Raw genomic sequence first — 14,983 nt, 5'->3', positions numbered from 1 at the left:
TTTTGCTGATTCCAATAGCGGGCATCCGCCCTCGCATCATGGATCTTGAGCAATGTTCATGCCACGGGACTTTTTCTCCGGAGAGATCACCCGCCCAGGCGACGAATCAGCCCTTTTTATCGGAAGATAGAGGGAACGGTGCCGGCAGAAGAACCCCGGCTGCTTTTTGCAGGGAGTATTTCAGAAACAGACGGCTGTCCCGAATGGGCCAGCCGATCCGGCTGAATGGCCGCATTAGAACAGCTGAAAGAAGGGATCATTCCCGAAATCAATCATAGACAAAAACATTGGTCTGAAATCTGAAAACACCGGGCGCGCTTACGAATTTTTTTTTCAAAATCTTTGCTCCGATACCGGCAGCGGCCGCGACGTTTTCAGGCAGAGTGGTGTCTGCGATGACCACCAGCGGAAGAGGTGCGCCCCCGACTTCGGGCCGGTAGAAAGGAGGCCTGGCAATCTGCCACGAGAAGAGCAGCGGCGCAAAAGAAGACCACAACCCTTCCTCTCCACCCATCCAGTCCTGTCGACTGACGATCTTTTTAGCGGTGAAGAGATCGAGCTGAGGAATGGCAAGAACAGTATTGCCACCCGAGGTCCTCTGGGGCAATGCCAGCAGCTCAACGGTATCTCCCGGCAGTGTATCGAGAAAACGGCCTGCCTCCATAATGTTCATCATGCTTGTGGTTTTAAAAAACGGCAGGTAACCGGTATAGGCAATCACCAGCGAATAGGAGACAATGACAAGGGCGGCAAAGCGGCGGACCATTTTCTCCCTGATCGCCTGCAAACCAAAGGAAGCCAGGAGGGCCAGCAGAGGCAACAGGGGGATAATGTAGCGGATCCGCTTCATCTGCAGGCCGAAAACCATGACCGCAAAAAATGTTGCGATCAGCACCTGCCGGTTGCCGGTCCGCCAGGCCCGGTACAGCGCCCAGAGGGCAAGAATGGATACCAATGGACTGATCTGGAAAAAGAACGTGGAGAAATACCCCTCCCGCCAGAGCTTCAGGGCCGGCTTCTGATATTGCAGCAAAATCTCCAGCTGCCCGGAGAAAAGAGAGAATTTCAAGACAATCATTAAGGCCGCTACGCTCGCAGCGGCAAACAGGACCACCCCGGCCCGGCAGATACTTGTTCGCCGATCCGGACCCTTGCAGAACAGGGCCGAAAGGGGCAGCACCAAGAGCATCGGCCACAGCGAATATTTGGCGAGCATCGCAAAAACAATCGCCGAAACCGACATCGCCATCCAGCCGCCACCCCTGGAAATCGCCAGCAGAAAGAGGTGCAGGGCCAGGACCAGGAAAAACATTGCCGGAACATCCACCAGCATCAACACCACCTGGGTCATGAGATAAGGCATGCCGAAAAGCATCATCCCCGCATAAAAACCGGTCTCCCGGTCCCAAAGCTCTTCACCGATTTTTGCCGTAAGCACCGTGGTCAGAGCGAAAAGAAGGGTGGTGAAGCACTGGATGGCAATTCTTGACTCACCACTCATTTTAAAAATCAAGCCGTACAGCATCGGGATCAAAGGAAGATCTGTCCAGGTGGGAATCTCCCTGCCCCATTCCCGGACAAAATATAAGAATCCATACTCGGCCAGGTGCCTGGCCTGGAGAAAATAGCGCCCGGAATCGAGCAACAGTTCGGGTTCGGACCACAAGGGCAGGATCACCGGAATGGCGAGGAAAAACAGAAATGGACCGGGGTACCTCTCCAGAGGAACCCACCATGAAACAAGAACGGAACACACAACGGCTGCCAGGAGCCACACCATGACCCAGGACGCCGGGACCGTGGCAAAGACCCAGCGCCAGCTGACCAGGGTGTTGGTATCCAGAAAACGACAGATATAAAGAATCGGAAAAACGAGCAGCGTGACAACTGAGAGAAGCAGGACGCTTTCAAGTACCTTGAGCTTGCCCACGCCAGGAAAATCCCCCCATCAGGATCACAGAACAATCACCTTGTCCGCATTATGGTTCATTGCGGCGTTATTGTACTGACTGCTGCGTTCAATCGCTTCGGGAACCCCCTCTTTATTGACACCCAGCTCGATGGCGCTGTGATCGCAGTAGCTCATCGACACCCTGGCCAGTCCCGAGAGAGAGAGGCATTCCGGATCTTCCAGAAGCCTTGTCCCTTCGTCCATGGCAAAGATGGTCACTTCGTGCCCCTTGTCGCTCGCGGCCCGGGTGATTCCCGAAAGAGCCTGAAAGCACTTGTCCGTATTCACCAGTATACCGAGTTTCATACCCTGCTCCCTAAATAATTATTCTCAGCTGCAGGCTACCAAGAAACGACCCGATCGGCGGCGGCAATTGCCGCGACGATCCTGCCATACTCCCTGTTTTGCTCAAGATCTATGGTTTCGATCTTGTGGAGTTTTTTCTGTGCAGTCAGAATTTTCTGCAAGGTAGGATCCGGTTTTCCCTTCAGCAGGTACAAAATGGTCATACCCCTGTCTCCTTTTTTCATGATCGGCCAGTCGCGTAACCGGCACCCCGTTTGTAATCAATAGGCAAGTACGTGGTCATACTCCGGGAGCCTGATCCCGATCTCCTCATCGGTAAGATACGCAAGCCCCACGTTGTCCTTCACATTGGAATACGCATTCATCTCCATGTCTTTGATGGTCTCCAGATAGAGCCCATTGTTTCCCGATTCATCAATCTTCCGGTCAAGCACATAGACATCAATCTCGTCATCCATCAGGATGATCCCGACCGCCATTCTCAGGGCTTCACCCTGCCTGTCTCTGACCAGCACCGCAATTTTTTTGGTCATCACCGCCTCCATAATCCATCCGCCATACATGCAGCCGTTTTCACCAACCGGGAAAACATGCCCGGCGGCCAAGACTTTCCGCCGGGCATGTCGAGGGCCTTCCTGCTGCCGCCAAACCAGGCCGGCCTGATGAAGGAGGATGGCACATATTATTTCCTGATTATAAAACTTGAGAGCCCGTTTTCCTCCCTGGTCTCAATAACTTCATAAAGACTGTTTCGGCAGAGAGCCAGAATCGCCTTCCGGACGGAACGCTCACTGCATATCACCTCCAGAGTTTCACCCCGGACCAGGTCACCAAGCCTCTTTCTGGTGATCAGGCTCGGATTGGGACCAAGCATTCCGGAGAGATCGAGCACCCTGTCAATTTTTTTCGCCTCACCCATCCGCTGTTTCTCCAGAAAGCCGAACGCCCGGCATCTATTCACAGGCTCGTTTAAAATCAACCCCCCTGCCGATCTGTGAATTTTGCAAAGATAATGCCAAGAGGAATCTTCTGACCCGCAACCGGCTCCACATGCGGAGAGAACATGCCTCTCACCACATCTCTGCCAGGGCGGTATTGTGCCATTCGGCACAGCAAGACAATCCTGGATGTGCGAAAAGGCCCAGACGAGGTCGGCAGAAACAGTGTCCTGAGCGCTGAATGCTGGCATCAACATGCCACACGTCATGGCTCGGAGAAGAAGCATCAACCGATCTGAAAATTGACAACCGGGCTGTAATACTGTTCCATACATTGTGGTATGGATTGTGCATTTTTGGTTTCCCGTCCATGCAAAAAATATCAGGAGAAAAGCAAATTCTTGATGAACTGGCCCTCCTACTATACCGATAAAGGATTCCTGCTCGATTATCACACGGGCGAGGAATTTCTTATCGCTTCAATCTGTCTGATCATCGCCACCAGATTTATCCTGATGCATCACCGAACCCCCGGCCTTGATCATGTTCACAAGAGCCGGGCGATGCTTTTCTCCGCCTCCTTCCTGATTTTAGGGATCAGCAGCTTCTTCCATGCGGTTATCCACCTGAACCACCTGAACCTGAACCTCCTGTACCAGACCCTGCTGGGATATTGTTTCGGCCTCCTGACCTTTATCGTGGCCATCTCTTCTGAAAATCCCGGTCGGAAAAAGATCCTTCTGCTCTGTTATCTGCCCCTGCTTGGCTTTCTGGTTCCCGATATTTACGAGAAATTCCCGATCTTCGGCCAGTTCCGACCGCTGGTCTGGATCAGTGTCGCCTATTTAAGCGGGCTGGTCTGCATGCTGCTCTTTGCCGCATTTTACCGGACCCGCAAAATAGAAATTCTCTGGTCGGCAATCGGTTTTCTCCTGCTCTGCATTTCTGCAACCTTCCTTTTCTTCCCGGCCCCCATAGGCTCTGCCGTCTGGCTGCACGGGCATCTGTTCCGGCCGGTAGGCTTTATGATTCTCCTCTTCAGCATCAACCGGACGACCTTCACCACTCTCGGCTCAAGCATTCTCTTCCGGGCCCTGACCGCCTTCAGTCTCCTGACCGCCGTCCCCCTGATTCTCTTCGGCACGGTAATTTTTTACGAGAACATAAGCCCCCTCGACCTTGAAGGCCGGAGGCTGCTGGTTTTCATCCTGATGCTGATCTCTTTTGCGGCCACCCTTGTTTTCGGCCTGGGGCTGATCATCAGACTTGTCCGACCGATCCTCCTTCTCAAAAATTCCGTCGACCGGCTGGTCGACGAAGGTTTCAACAGAAACATCCCGGTTTCCGGGACCGATGAAATTGGCGAGTTGTCGAACGCCTTCAATGAAATGGTCATGAAACTCGGCCACGCCGTCGACGAGCAGGAAAGATTGTGCCGGCTCGCCGCAACCGGGGAGCTCGCGGCAACCCTCGCCCATGAGATCAAAAACCCGCTAAACGCCATCGGCGGGGCGGCAGGTTATATCCGGAAAAACTACAGCGGCAGCCTTATCGAAGAGTTCACCGGGGTCATTAGCGATGAGGTTTCACGCATCAACAAGCTGACCGGGACATTGCTCGGTTTTGCCAAACCCATGGTCCAGGAGCTGGCCCCGAACGACCTGGGCGAGATTGTCCGCACCACCCTTTCCCTGCTGGGTGAAGAGGCCAGAAGCCATGGCATCACTCTCGTTTCCGATATCGACTCCTCGCTTCCACCCGTTCATTGTGACCAGAACCAGATCAAGCAGGTGCTGATCAATCTGCTGATCAATGCCTTTGACGCCATCGACCGGGATGGCAAGGTCTCTATTTCGACACTTGCCGTCCAGGGAAAAGTCCATCTTGTTGTAGAAGATGACGGATCGGGCATCGCCCCGGACAAAATCAGACATGTCTTCAATCCTTTTTATACCACCAAGACCAGGGGCACCGGCCTGGGCCTGGCCATTTCCAAAAAGATCGCCAGGGAGCACCGGGGCGATCTTGTCCTGGAAAGCACCGAAGGGCAAGGCAGCAAATTCACGCTCATCCTGCAAGGAGGATAACCGCTGATGTCATATAAAATTCTGCTGGTGGACGACGAGATCAATTCCCTGAAGGTTCTGTCCGCCGCGCTCTCGGGCAAAGACAAGGTTGTGGAAACCGCCCGCTCCGGTGAAGAGGCACTTGAGCTGTGCAAAAGCACTCACTACGACCTTGTTATCTCCGACTACAAGATGGCGGGAATGAACGGCGAAGAGCTCCTGGAAAAGGTCAAGACCATGACCCCGGAGACGCCCTTCATTCTGCTCACCGCGTTCGGCACCATTGAACTTGCCGTGAACGCCATGCGCAAGGGTGCATACACCTATCTTACCAAGCCGGTAAAGCTGAACGTCATGGAAAGCGTGGTCAATGATGTGCTTTTCCCGCGTGAACGCGACGAGGATGACGAAACACCCGGCAGGCATCAGTTCCTGAATATCATCGGCAAAACCAAACCGATGCAGGAGGTCTTCTCCCTGGTCCGGAGGGTTGCCAAGACCGATGCCAACATTCTGATTCTCGGAGAATCGGGAACCGGCAAGGAACTGGTGGCCAGGGCTGTCCACTATTCATCTCTTCGCGCCGACAAGCCGTTTATCCCCATCGATTGCACGACCATCCCCTCCGAGCTGATGGAAAGCGAGTTGTTCGGCTACGAGAAAGGGGCTTTTTCCGGGGCCGGAGAACGCAAGATCGGCCTGATCGAAATGGCCCATGGCGGCACAGTTTTCCTGGACGAAATCGGCGATCTTGATTACGCGCTTGAAAAAAAACTGCTCCGCTTTCTCCAGGAAAGAGAGATCCGCCGGGTGGGTGGCAAAGAAAGTATCATGGTCGATGTCAGGGTCATCTCCGCCACCAACCGGGACATTGAAAAAGATGTCGACTCCGGCGATTTCCGCACCGATCTTTATTACCGTTTGAATGTAATCACCATCAATGTGCCCCCCCTGCGGGAAAGAAAGGACGACATCTCGCTGCTGGCCAATTATTACCTCGACCACTTCTGCCGCAAGAACAAGAAAAAAATACACGGGATAGACCGGGAAGTATTTGATATCCTTAAACAATATGACTGGCAAGGCAACGTCCGGGAACTGGAAAACGTTATGGAGCGGGCAGTCATCCTCTGCCCTCACGATTCAATCAATATCGAGTGCCTGCCCTGTAAGATCAGGGCCACCGGCGAGGAAGAGTGCCTTGAACTAAACGAGCTGAACCTGCCGGAAATGGAAAAAAAGATCATCAGAAAAGCCCTCGACAAGGCGGCATGGAACCAGTCCAGCGCGGCCGTCATCCTGGGCATTTCCAGAAAGCAGCTACGCACCAAGATGAAAAATCTCGGCCTGCTTCAACCCTGAATCAGATGCACTTCAGCATGGATTTGTCATTATGAGCAAGATCAAAAAACTCCAGTCCTTGAAGGAAAAGATGATCGCCCTGCAGTCCGGCAATTATGATGTGGAAGAGGAAAATCCGCAGATCGTCAAATGCTGGGAACGACTCGGCTGTGAAAAAAAAGATTGCCCGGCTTACGGCAGACTCCGATGCTGGTCCATCGCCGGAACCAGCTGCCACGGAGCTGTTCAGGGGGAATTCGCCCAGAAGCTGGGAGATTGCCGCAAATGTGTGGTCTACAAGGAGTCGTGCGGGGACGAAATCAGTGAATTTGTCGAGGTCTTCAACCAGATGGTCAAGGACCTGAAATTCAATCTCTCGGAACAGGAAAAAAACGATCGGCAGCAGGCAAAAGACGCTCGCACCGCTGAACTCGGCAACATGATCGCCGCCGTGGCCCATGAAACAAGGAACCCCCTGCATTCAATCGGCATCGCCGCCTCGTATCTGAAAAAAAATTTCCACGGGGAGCTCGTCACCGAATTCCTGAACGTTATTGAAGAAGAGGTCAAGAAGCTGAACACCCTGACCTCGATATTCTTAAGTTTTTCCAATCCGGCCCCGCTGGCACTCGAACCATGCGACATCAACAGCGTGACCCGTACAGCGGTTGATGAATTTTCAAATTCCGTGGACAACCTGAAAAAACCGGTGCTGCTCAGGCTGGCGGAACACCTGCCACTGACCCCTTGCGACACCGCAAGAATGCGTGAAGCGCTGACCAAGCTCCTTGAGAACAGCGTGGAATCCTCTGCGGCAAATACAGAAATTCTTGTGGGCACGTCCACCGACGGGAAAACGGTAAGAATTTCAGTTACGGATCATGGCCCCGGTATCTCCCAGGAAGAACAGAAAAACATCTTCAAACCTTTTTACACAACAAAAACAAACGGCCCCGGTCTTGGCCTGCCTATCGTGGAACGTACCGCCAGGGAGCATAATGGATCGGTCAGTGTTGACAGTCAACCCGGACAAGGTTCGACTTTCACGATCTCTCTTCCCATTGGTCCGGCAATACATAATCAACCCGCAGGAGGCACTTCATCGTGAAACACATTGTCCCATTTTATTTACTTGTGACCCTTCTGGTCGGCAGCCCTTTATATGCAAGCACTGCATTGAACTTTTCATTCACCGATCTGGAAGGAACCACGTACATCCTGAGCGACCTCAAAGGAACGCCCCTGGTGATAAACATCGGCTCGCACTGGTGAAAAAAATGTAAAGCCGAAGCCCCTGAGTTACAGCGGGCATACCAGGTTTACAAGGACAGGGGCGTTCTTTTTCTCGGCGCTTTTACACTGAGCAAAGACAAGGATATCCGGAAATTCGCGAAAGAGTTTCACTTGACCTATCCGGTCGGCCCGGAAGATGGAATCGCCGAAACCCTCGGCGCCAAAGGGATTCCGGAGACTTATTTTATTTCAAGGGATGGACGGATCGAAAAGAAAATCTCACATAGCATTCATTATTCCGAACTTGTAACCGGTATTGAAGAAATTCTGAAATAAGCACTGGAAAGGAGATAAAAATGGACAATAAACTCGTCGGCGGAGGCGCAGTCACCTCTGCACTCGCCTACGCCTTCTGCTGACAACTCCCTCTGCTCCTGGCCAGTTTCGGCCTGGGAAGTTTTACCCTGTCCATGTGGTTTGCCAGATACCGCTGGCTCTTTCTCGTTGCCACTGTTGTCTTGCTTGGTTTTGCCTATTACCGGGCCTACAAAGCTCGGGAACACGCCAGCCCCTGGAGCATGCCGCTTCTACATGGCGTAACGGTCTTCAGTCTGGGCATGATCGCATACTCTCTGTTTGTAAAATGAGCTGAAGGAGGATAGATATGACTGATAATGAGAATACAATTTCAAATCCCCGTTGTTGACCCTCGAAGGGAAATGCCGGCGGTCGTCGGCAAGAAAGCCCGGGCTTCCTCACAACCCTTCTGAGTTTCTTCAGTCGTTTGAAGAAACAACACTTCCCGAGCTCGTGTGAAATATCAGCCTCGGATAATTTCAACACCATCAGAGATGCCATCCGAAGCAAGTATGCGGCCGTGGCTGTCTCTGCTGAAGGAAAATTCCAATACCCCACCGGTAAAAATGGGGCGCTGGCACTGAACTATGACCAAATCATTGTGGAGAATTCCCCCGCGGAATTACTTGCGTCTTTCTGCAGCGTGGGAAACCCGTTTTCAATTGATGCGATTCCACCCGGCAGTCAGGTTCTCGATATCGGCTGTGGCGGCGGGTTTGATATGATTGTTGCCGGCAGGCTGGTTGGCGAAAAAGGCAGGGTCTGTGGTATTGATCTCACTGAAGAGATGGTCAATCGGGCCCGAAAAAATATGGAACTCGCGAACATCAGAAACTTTGAACTCCATCATGTCGATACAGATAATATCCCATATCCTGACCAGACCTTTGACGTTGCCATCTCCAATGGGGTCATCAATCTTTCTCCCCGGAAAAAACAACTCTTTACGGAAATCCGGCGGGTTCTTAAACCGGGGGGAAGGCTGCAGTTCGCCGATATTATTCTCAAAAAAGAGTTGCCTGACTCGCTGGCGGCAAGCCCTGAAGCCTGGTCACAATGAATCGGCGGCACGGTCCCGGTCGGGGACCAGCTCAAGATGATGCAGGAGGCAGGTTTCCAGAATGCAGAGTTTCTTGGTGAAACAGGTTTTTCCACTTCCGAGTATACCGGCGGGGCTCTGTTCAAAGGTTACAGGGAACAATAGATCGGCAAAATCATGCGAAATAAAAATTACCCGCTGATCAAGGCAATACTTCTGATTCTCTTTCTGCTCTCTTCCCTACTCATTTTTCGGCTTACCCCTGTCGGGCAGTATATCGAGCCGCAGGCGCTGCGGAATTTTGTTGCCGCCAACAGCTTTGCCTCGCCAATAATTTTTATTCTTATCTATGGCTTCGGCATCTCCATGTTCCTGCCCGCGAGTTTTTTTACCGCCATGGGCGCGATGCTGTTCGGCTTGTCAGGAGGAATCATCTGCAACTTTGCCGGCGCAATGCTCGGCGCCTCAATGAGTTTCTGGATTGGTCGTTATCTGGGGAGAGATTTTGCAGCCTCAGTGGCAGATGATCGATTAAAAATGTACGACGGCAAAATTACCGAGAACGGCTTTACAACCACCCTCTATCTCCGCCTCATTTTCTTTCCTTTCACCCCGCTCAACTTCAGTATGGGACTGACCGGAGTGACCTTCAGTCAATTTTTCTGGGGGACGTTCTTCGGCAAGATCGGGAGCGGCATCATCCTGACTTTCTTTTTCGTGGCATTAACCGAGGTGTGGCTCAGCGGCCGATGGGAAACATTGCTCTCCTGGCAGAATCTGTTGGCAGTATTTCTTTTTGCAGCATCTTTTTTTATCCCGAAAGCCGCCAGACATCTGAATCCCGCTGGACTGCAACCCGCTACAAGGTCACCTTCACCTGGCCCCAACGTCTTCCGGTAGGTGCGAGAAATCTTCGACATTCAAACGGCAGCGCCTGGAAACGGTTACAACCTGTGCATCCTCAATAATGGTGGAGCCTGTTTGATATCCCTGACGATGCTTGCCCGCAGGTCCTGCGAATCTCTTTTCTTGTGAACTCTGACCCGGTGATGAACCACGAGCTCCAGAAGCTCTTCTTTGCTGTTGGCAAAAAATGCCCCGGTACAAATCTCCTCGCCAGGATTATCACGGCAATCGATAAAATAACGTTTCATATCCAACCCTCCTTTCACACCCTGCGGGTATAAGTTTCGTATGAGCAGACAAGCTGCTCAACTTAAGCTTATCGGGACAGGCAACGGAAGCGGCACTGCAGCTGGAACCCGGTTTCACTTTTTCAGCAACCCACTGTCCGTTATCCCATTTATGGACCACATCATTGAAACCCATGTTCCCACAAACATTGAAGTAAAGTCAAGATGACTTCATTTCAGACAACCGCAGCGGCCTATAACCTCCAATATCACTGGAAAACGTAAAACCAGGGGGCTTATCAGGGACCCGGCAGACAATACAGGAATACGTCGGAATCTCAGTCTCTGAGATGAAACAACAGGCGGCCCCAGAATCCTGGCGGCTTCACTTCGTTGGTGTATCTGTTCAGATCGAAAATTCCGGCTGTTTCCGGCTCGTCCTTTTTGAACCGTTCATTGAAAAAGTCGGATATCTCCCAGAACTTCAGGTCAGAACGGTTCACCCCGAACTTTTGAAAGAATCTATAGTATGAATCGGGCTTCTCGGCGATGCTGTCGAGCATTCTGAAAAATTGCGGAGCTTCAGTTAATTCCACCTGCAGAAAAGTATTGGGATAGGCACCAAGAAACCCTTTACGGAAATGGACCGTATCCTTGTCTTTGTTCAGGCGCCAATTTTCTCCCTTGATGAACTCGACATCCTCATGATAGCGGTTGAGGATCATGGTATACACCAGGTCCTCCTGCCCTTCCCGTGTAAAACGAATAAAGACGACATCCCCTTTTGCCGGAATTCCTTTGGCAAAACCGCCGCTTCGGTGGGACAGTTTTCGAAACTCCAGATCAAGATCTTTCTCGGAGGAGATTTTTTCTGCCGGTGTTCGGTCAAGATCATCGTCATGGAAATTGATCCCGTCATAACCATAGCCAATATCCGGGTGCAGTCGATTGCTTATGACCTGGTCAAAAAAATCATCCTTGTAATCCACCGGATTTCCCCGGATTTCCGGGTAATAGACTCCGGTCTCGATCCCATTCTCCAACATCTCAACCTCGTCGGAGGCAAACCAGTAGGAAAGCATGGTCGGATACCAGAGCCGCAATACCGGATCGCGAGCTTCAGCCGGCAGGAAATCAAGAAACAGCATTTCTCCCTCCCGTCGCTGCAGATCCATATACATTCTGATCCCAGCCTGCTCTTTGACATTGCCGAAGACATTAAACCCGGCCACCAGATTATAATAGAGCCTCTCAAACAAAGGGAAGTCTATCACCCAGCCGCTTCTGGGGTACCCACCCACCGGCCCTGCAATCACCGTGGCGCTGTCAAAATGCCGGTAAATGGTCAGAAACGGGTCTGACTCTGCACGATCTCCGTCCCAGATATTTCCAAGCACCTGCCCCTCCGGATAAGCTTCCTGATAGGCAATCGCCCTGTTGATCACGTATCTTTTCTGTGCCTCCGCATAGGGAAGATATGCTCCCAGGATCGATCTGCCACGGTCTTCAATGGGCATCCGCAGATTGGCAATGTTCCGCTCCAGATACTCAGAATCATTGACCGCAAGATCAACCTCCGGATCGAGGAACATCACCCAGAAATGGTCATTGATAACATTCAGGGCAATCTGCCCTTTACAGACCGGGCCGCGAATGAAGGTCATGATGAAATACCGGCTGTCATCAAGGAGAAACCGGTAACGGGAGCGGGGTGGAATCTGCCTGAAGGTCCAGAAGGGATTGGCCGACCCATCAGGATCGTAGCCCGGATCGATAATGGTTTCTCCCGGCCAGTCCGGTTCCAGAAAAAGCTCCCGATAACGGGCCATTCGCGCGTCGCTTAATCGATAGATGATGTGGGTCTTGAAGACGATGGTGCTATGCTCTTTGAGAAAGCGATAAAAGAACGTCCCGCCGGGATCGTCATACGGTTTCTCGGTATCGATCTCATCCACCGGCTGCGGGGCGGGAGTGCGCGAGCGCACCAGACGGAAAAAATCACCTGGAATCTCTTCAAATCCGATATGGGCAAGAAAAAGATGCTCATAGATATAGCGGGCAGTCACCACCGTTTTGGGAGAATCGTCATTAAGAAAATCCTCCCATCTGTTGATGACCGCTTCACCCATCTCGCCATTGGCAGGGATCTTCAGAATCCTGTCCGCTTCCGGACTCGGCCCTTTGGCGCCTGCAGCCAGCCAGGCTTTCAGGGTTCGCCGCTCATCCTTGCTGATCTCGGGGAAACCAAACGGCATCCCGGCGTGGGGATTTTTCCGCATGAATTTTTTCAGTTCGCGATCAGACTGTGAGCAGACCAGATCCTTGGCCTCGGAATCGTACTCTCCTTTGACCTCAGGATTTCCCTGCTTAAGATCAAGCAGCTGATACATGAATGAATCAGGGCCAAGCCCCTTTTCGTGACCGGTCACATCGACGAAATCACGCTTTCGCCATCCTTCAGTGGTAGTCTCGTCAATAAAGAGCCTGGTCGGGGCGACGGCTTCAAGACGTGTTCCATTATAGACCCTGGTCTTGGTCGCTCCCCGGCAGACCCCCTCATAGGAGGTCATCTTGAGCTGGCACGGGGAGTTGTAGCAGGAATGGCAGCCGACACAGCGGCGGTCAAAGATGGTCTGGATATCTCGCTGATAGTCCAGCGTCTCACCAAACTCCTGCAACTCTGCCAACTCTGCTGGAGAGGGAGGAGGAACCACCGGCCCTTTCTCGAAAACAGCACAGCCGGACAAGATTGTCACTGCCACGACAAACAACACAACACTCAGGATATGTTTCTTCATCAAACTCCCAGTTGCAACAGTTTGTCGCAGCAACAACCCTCAGGGTATAAACTCCATTTTCGAGCTAAGGGACATGCGGCTCAATTGGTAATTTCAATATTTCTGATGCCGAGATGATTTTTACTTTCAGCCATCCTGATTTTTCAGGATTGGGAGGAAGGGCACCAAGAATGGAAAGTTTCTCCGTCAAAAATTCGTTCAGATTTATTTTCTTAGACCCGGACGACAATTCAACCCCGATCATCCCGACCACTGTTGCCAGTGCATCAATGTCTTCAATGATAACCGAAGCCCAGAGCATATGTACAGCACTCGGATTTATTTTCGGGTCCGCGGACCAGCATGCTTTCGGCTGCTGGAGCACTCCTGCTTTTTTAACCAGCGCCACAGCAAGCCTGCGTTTGAGATCCTCCTGGTCCGGCACCCTGTTCTGACCCAGAAGGTGTATCATCTCACTGAACATGATATGTCGCCATCAGCCAAATGGTTTGATCATAAAAAAAGGGGTGATGGTTTCTCCGACCATCACCCCTTTCAACCGCTCATTGACTCCTGAGTTCAAACCGTCAGGTCGTCTCTGACAATTCTCCGTGGCCCGCCATGACCTGCTGAAGCCCAGTCCCTGATCGGGGCAATACGGTCCATATCTTTTTTCTTTCCCGTTCTCTCAAGGCGATCGTGGATTGACTGCCAGATACAGGGGACATCCTTATTGATTTCACACTTGCCGTCCTGGGAACCGCCACATGGACCATTCATCAGACTCTTGGCACATCGAGCAACCGGGCAAAGTCCGCCGGTCAGGTGGAGGATACAGTTACCGCAGCCTGCGCACTGCTCAGTCCACACTCCCTGCTCCGCCGAACCGCCGAAACAACTGGTATTAACTGCCGGATACACGATAGCCATCGGTCTTAAGTTGGCGATGAAGTTCACCCCGACCCCGCAGGCCATGGATACGATCGCATCGTACTTGCCGTCCCACTGATCAATGGCATCGACATATTCCTTGTCGCATTGCCGAACCATTGTGGCCTCAACAGTTTCCAGGGTTCCTCCTTCTTTCTGGCGTCCCAGTCGCAACAGTGAAGCCAGGATCTCTACTTCCCGCTCCCCGCCGGCTGAACAGACGGACACGCATCCGCGACAACCAAGGACCAGAACACGCCTGGCATCACCGATCATTTCAACTATTTCATTAACGGGCTTACGCTCGGCTATAATCATTACTTCTTACCTCCCTTCCTGGCAGCCTTTTTAACCGGTGCCTTGGCCGCTTTTCCGGCAGGTTTTGCCGCAGCTGATTTTGCACTGACCGATTTTTTAGCGGCAGCTGGTTTTTCGACCACCTTTTTTGCCGTCTCTTTACCCGCTTTCTTTTCCGCCTTGTCAGCCACAGGTTTCATCGCGTCTCTGAAAGGACTGGGGCCCATTTCGAGAACCCGTTCCATCATTATTTTTGCCGTCTCGATGAACTCCGGATGAAAGCCTCTTTCAAGATGAGACATTTCGATTCTGTCTCCTCCAGCTCCTAATTCCTCCAGGGCCTTTTTAACGGCAGAAACACGGTGAGCGGCTCTCTGGCTGCCCATCAGGTTATGGCATTTATCGACCGGGCAACCGACGACACAGACCCCATCGGCACCTTTTTCAAAGGCCTTGAGGATGGTGCTGACCTGTAATTTGCCGGAGCATGAAAGCCGATTGATAACAGCGCCTTCCGGAAAGCCACTTTTCCGCAATCCATCATCACCCTCGGCAATGGCCTGCTGCGAGGTATAGTGACAACAAAACACCTGTATATTTGGAGTAAAACTCATG

The 14,983-nt window shown here is 52.0% G+C and carries 17 protein-coding genes and 1 pseudogene; 8 read left to right on the top strand and 10 right to left on the bottom strand.

What is annotated here, in order from left to right; translation table 11 throughout:
* Positions 1-268: 268 nt before the first annotated feature.
* From KKG35_02200 to KKG35_02180, 5 genes are all read right to left on the bottom strand, one after another.
* Complete coding sequence (locus KKG35_02200; GenBank protein MBU1736929.1) at positions 269-1,930, bottom strand: glycosyltransferase family 39 protein; 1,662 nt, start codon at positions 1,928-1,930, stop codon at positions 269-271.
* 24 nt (positions 1,931-1,954) lie between these two features.
* Positions 1,955-2,257: a DsrE family protein gene (locus KKG35_02195; protein MBU1736928.1), complete on the bottom strand. Its 303-nt coding sequence runs from the start codon at positions 2,255-2,257 to the stop codon at positions 1,955-1,957.
* Between the two features lie 35 nt (positions 2,258-2,292).
* The gene (locus tag KKG35_02190) at positions 2,293-2,460 is read right to left on the bottom strand and encodes a hypothetical protein (protein ID MBU1736927.1); all 168 of its coding nucleotides are present in this window, start codon (positions 2,458-2,460) and stop codon (positions 2,293-2,295) included.
* Between the two features lie 57 nt (positions 2,461-2,517).
* Positions 2,518-2,790 (bottom strand): hypothetical protein, encoded by a 273-nt coding sequence (locus KKG35_02185; GenBank protein ID MBU1736926.1) that lies wholly within the window; start codon positions 2,788-2,790, stop codon positions 2,518-2,520.
* A gap of 149 nt (positions 2,791-2,939) precedes the next feature.
* Positions 2,940-3,176: a sulfurtransferase TusA family protein gene (locus tag KKG35_02180; GenBank protein MBU1736925.1), complete on the bottom strand. Its 237-nt coding sequence runs from the start codon at positions 3,174-3,176 to the stop codon at positions 2,940-2,942.
* A gap of 420 nt (positions 3,177-3,596) precedes the next feature.
* Between KKG35_02180 and KKG35_02175 the strand changes: the two genes are divergently transcribed.
* From KKG35_02175 to KKG35_02140, 8 genes and pseudogenes are all read left to right on the top strand, one after another.
* Positions 3,597-5,282 carry a HAMP domain-containing protein gene (locus KKG35_02175; protein ID MBU1736924.1) on the top strand — a complete coding sequence of 562 codons (1,686 nt, stop codon included), beginning with the start codon at positions 3,597-3,599 and terminating at the stop codon, positions 5,280-5,282.
* A gap of 6 nt (positions 5,283-5,288) precedes the next feature.
* Positions 5,289-6,623, top strand: a complete 1,335-nt coding sequence (locus KKG35_02170; GenBank protein ID MBU1736923.1) for a sigma-54 dependent transcriptional regulator — start codon at positions 5,289-5,291, stop codon at positions 6,621-6,623.
* Positions 6,624-6,654: 31 nt separating this feature from the next.
* Positions 6,655-7,710: a HAMP domain-containing histidine kinase gene (locus KKG35_02165; GenBank protein ID MBU1736922.1), complete on the top strand. Its 1,056-nt coding sequence runs from the start codon at positions 6,655-6,657 to the stop codon at positions 7,708-7,710.
* The gene (locus KKG35_02160) at positions 7,707-7,874 is read left to right on the top strand and encodes a hypothetical protein (GenBank protein ID MBU1736921.1); all 168 of its coding nucleotides are present in this window, start codon (positions 7,707-7,709) and stop codon (positions 7,872-7,874) included. The genes KKG35_02165 and KKG35_02160 overlap by 4 nt, the downstream gene beginning before the upstream one ends.
* 6 nt (positions 7,875-7,880) lie before the next feature.
* A pseudogene (locus tag KKG35_02155) lies at positions 7,881-8,171 on the top strand (TlpA family protein disulfide reductase).
* A gap of 134 nt (positions 8,172-8,305) precedes the next feature.
* Entirely contained in the window at positions 8,306-8,482 is a 177-nt protein-coding gene (locus tag KKG35_02150) for a hypothetical protein (protein ID MBU1736920.1), read from the top strand.
* Positions 8,483-8,712: 230 nt separating this feature from the next.
* Positions 8,713-9,252 carry a methyltransferase domain-containing protein gene (locus tag KKG35_02145; protein ID MBU1736919.1) on the top strand — a complete coding sequence of 180 codons (540 nt, stop codon included), beginning with the start codon at positions 8,713-8,715 and terminating at the stop codon, positions 9,250-9,252.
* A gap of 156 nt (positions 9,253-9,408) precedes the next feature.
* Positions 9,409-10,131 (top strand): VTT domain-containing protein, encoded by a 723-nt coding sequence (locus KKG35_02140; protein ID MBU1736918.1) that lies wholly within the window; start codon positions 9,409-9,411, stop codon positions 10,129-10,131.
* A 44-nt stretch (positions 10,132-10,175) separates the two neighbouring features.
* Here the strand turns inward: KKG35_02140 and KKG35_02135 are convergent, their stop codons facing one another.
* The 5 genes from KKG35_02135 to KKG35_02115 all read right to left on the bottom strand — a co-directional run bounded on the left by KKG35_02135 (position 10,176) and on the right by KKG35_02115 (position 14,982).
* Entirely contained in the window at positions 10,176-10,385 is a 210-nt protein-coding gene (locus KKG35_02135; GenBank protein ID MBU1736917.1) for a DUF1059 domain-containing protein, read from the bottom strand.
* Between the two features lie 317 nt (positions 10,386-10,702).
* A complete protein-coding gene (locus KKG35_02130) occupies positions 10,703-13,162 on the bottom strand; it encodes a fatty acid cis/trans isomerase (GenBank protein MBU1736916.1) in 2,460 nt (819 codons plus the stop codon).
* A 64-nt stretch (positions 13,163-13,226) separates the two neighbouring features.
* Positions 13,227-13,550: a hypothetical protein gene (locus tag KKG35_02125; GenBank protein ID MBU1736915.1), complete on the bottom strand. Its 324-nt coding sequence runs from the start codon at positions 13,548-13,550 to the stop codon at positions 13,227-13,229.
* Between the two features lie 170 nt (positions 13,551-13,720).
* Entirely contained in the window at positions 13,721-14,389 is a 669-nt protein-coding gene (locus KKG35_02120) for a methylenetetrahydrofolate reductase C-terminal domain-containing protein (protein MBU1736914.1), read from the bottom strand.
* Positions 14,389-14,982 (bottom strand): hydrogenase iron-sulfur subunit, encoded by a 594-nt coding sequence (locus KKG35_02115; GenBank protein MBU1736913.1) that lies wholly within the window; start codon positions 14,980-14,982, stop codon positions 14,389-14,391. The genes KKG35_02120 and KKG35_02115 overlap by 1 nt, the downstream gene beginning before the upstream one ends.
* Position 14,983: the final 1 nt, after the last annotated feature.

The organism is Pseudomonadota bacterium (genome assembly GCA_018823285.1).
Taxonomy (GTDB): domain Bacteria; phylum Desulfobacterota; class Desulfobulbia; order Desulfobulbales; family JAGXFP01; genus JAHJIQ01.
This window is presented reverse-complemented; position numbering and strand designations above follow the sequence as displayed.

Coding starts and splice junctions, on each gene's coding strand:
- KKG35_02115 (MBU1736913.1), bottom strand. CDS start 14,982: ATGAGTTTTACTCCAAATATACAGGTGTTTTGTTGTCACTATACCTCG.
- KKG35_02190 (MBU1736927.1), bottom strand. CDS start 2,460: ATGACCATTTTGTACCTGCTGAAGGGAAAACCGGATCCTACCTTGCAG.
- KKG35_02135 (MBU1736917.1), bottom strand. CDS start 10,385: ATGAAACGTTATTTTATCGATTGCCGTGATAATCCTGGCGAGGAGATT.
- KKG35_02185 (MBU1736926.1), bottom strand. CDS start 2,790: ATGACCAAAAAAATTGCGGTGCTGGTCAGAGACAGGCAGGGTGAAGCC.
- KKG35_02130 (MBU1736916.1), bottom strand. CDS start 13,162: ATGAAGAAACATATCCTGAGTGTTGTGTTGTTTGTCGTGGCAGTGACA.
- KKG35_02120 (MBU1736914.1), bottom strand. CDS start 14,389: ATGATTATAGCCGAGCGTAAGCCCGTTAATGAAATAGTTGAAATGATC.
- KKG35_02140 (MBU1736918.1), top strand. CDS start 9,409: ATGCGAAATAAAAATTACCCGCTGATCAAGGCAATACTTCTGATTCTC.
- KKG35_02180 (MBU1736925.1), bottom strand. CDS start 3,176: ATGGGTGAGGCGAAAAAAATTGACAGGGTGCTCGATCTCTCCGGAATG.
- KKG35_02170 (MBU1736923.1), top strand. CDS start 5,289: ATGTCATATAAAATTCTGCTGGTGGACGACGAGATCAATTCCCTGAAG.
- KKG35_02195 (MBU1736928.1), bottom strand. CDS start 2,257: ATGAAACTCGGTATACTGGTGAATACGGACAAGTGCTTTCAGGCTCTT.
- KKG35_02150 (MBU1736920.1), top strand. CDS start 8,306: ATGTGGTTTGCCAGATACCGCTGGCTCTTTCTCGTTGCCACTGTTGTC.
- KKG35_02165 (MBU1736922.1), top strand. CDS start 6,655: ATGAGCAAGATCAAAAAACTCCAGTCCTTGAAGGAAAAGATGATCGCC.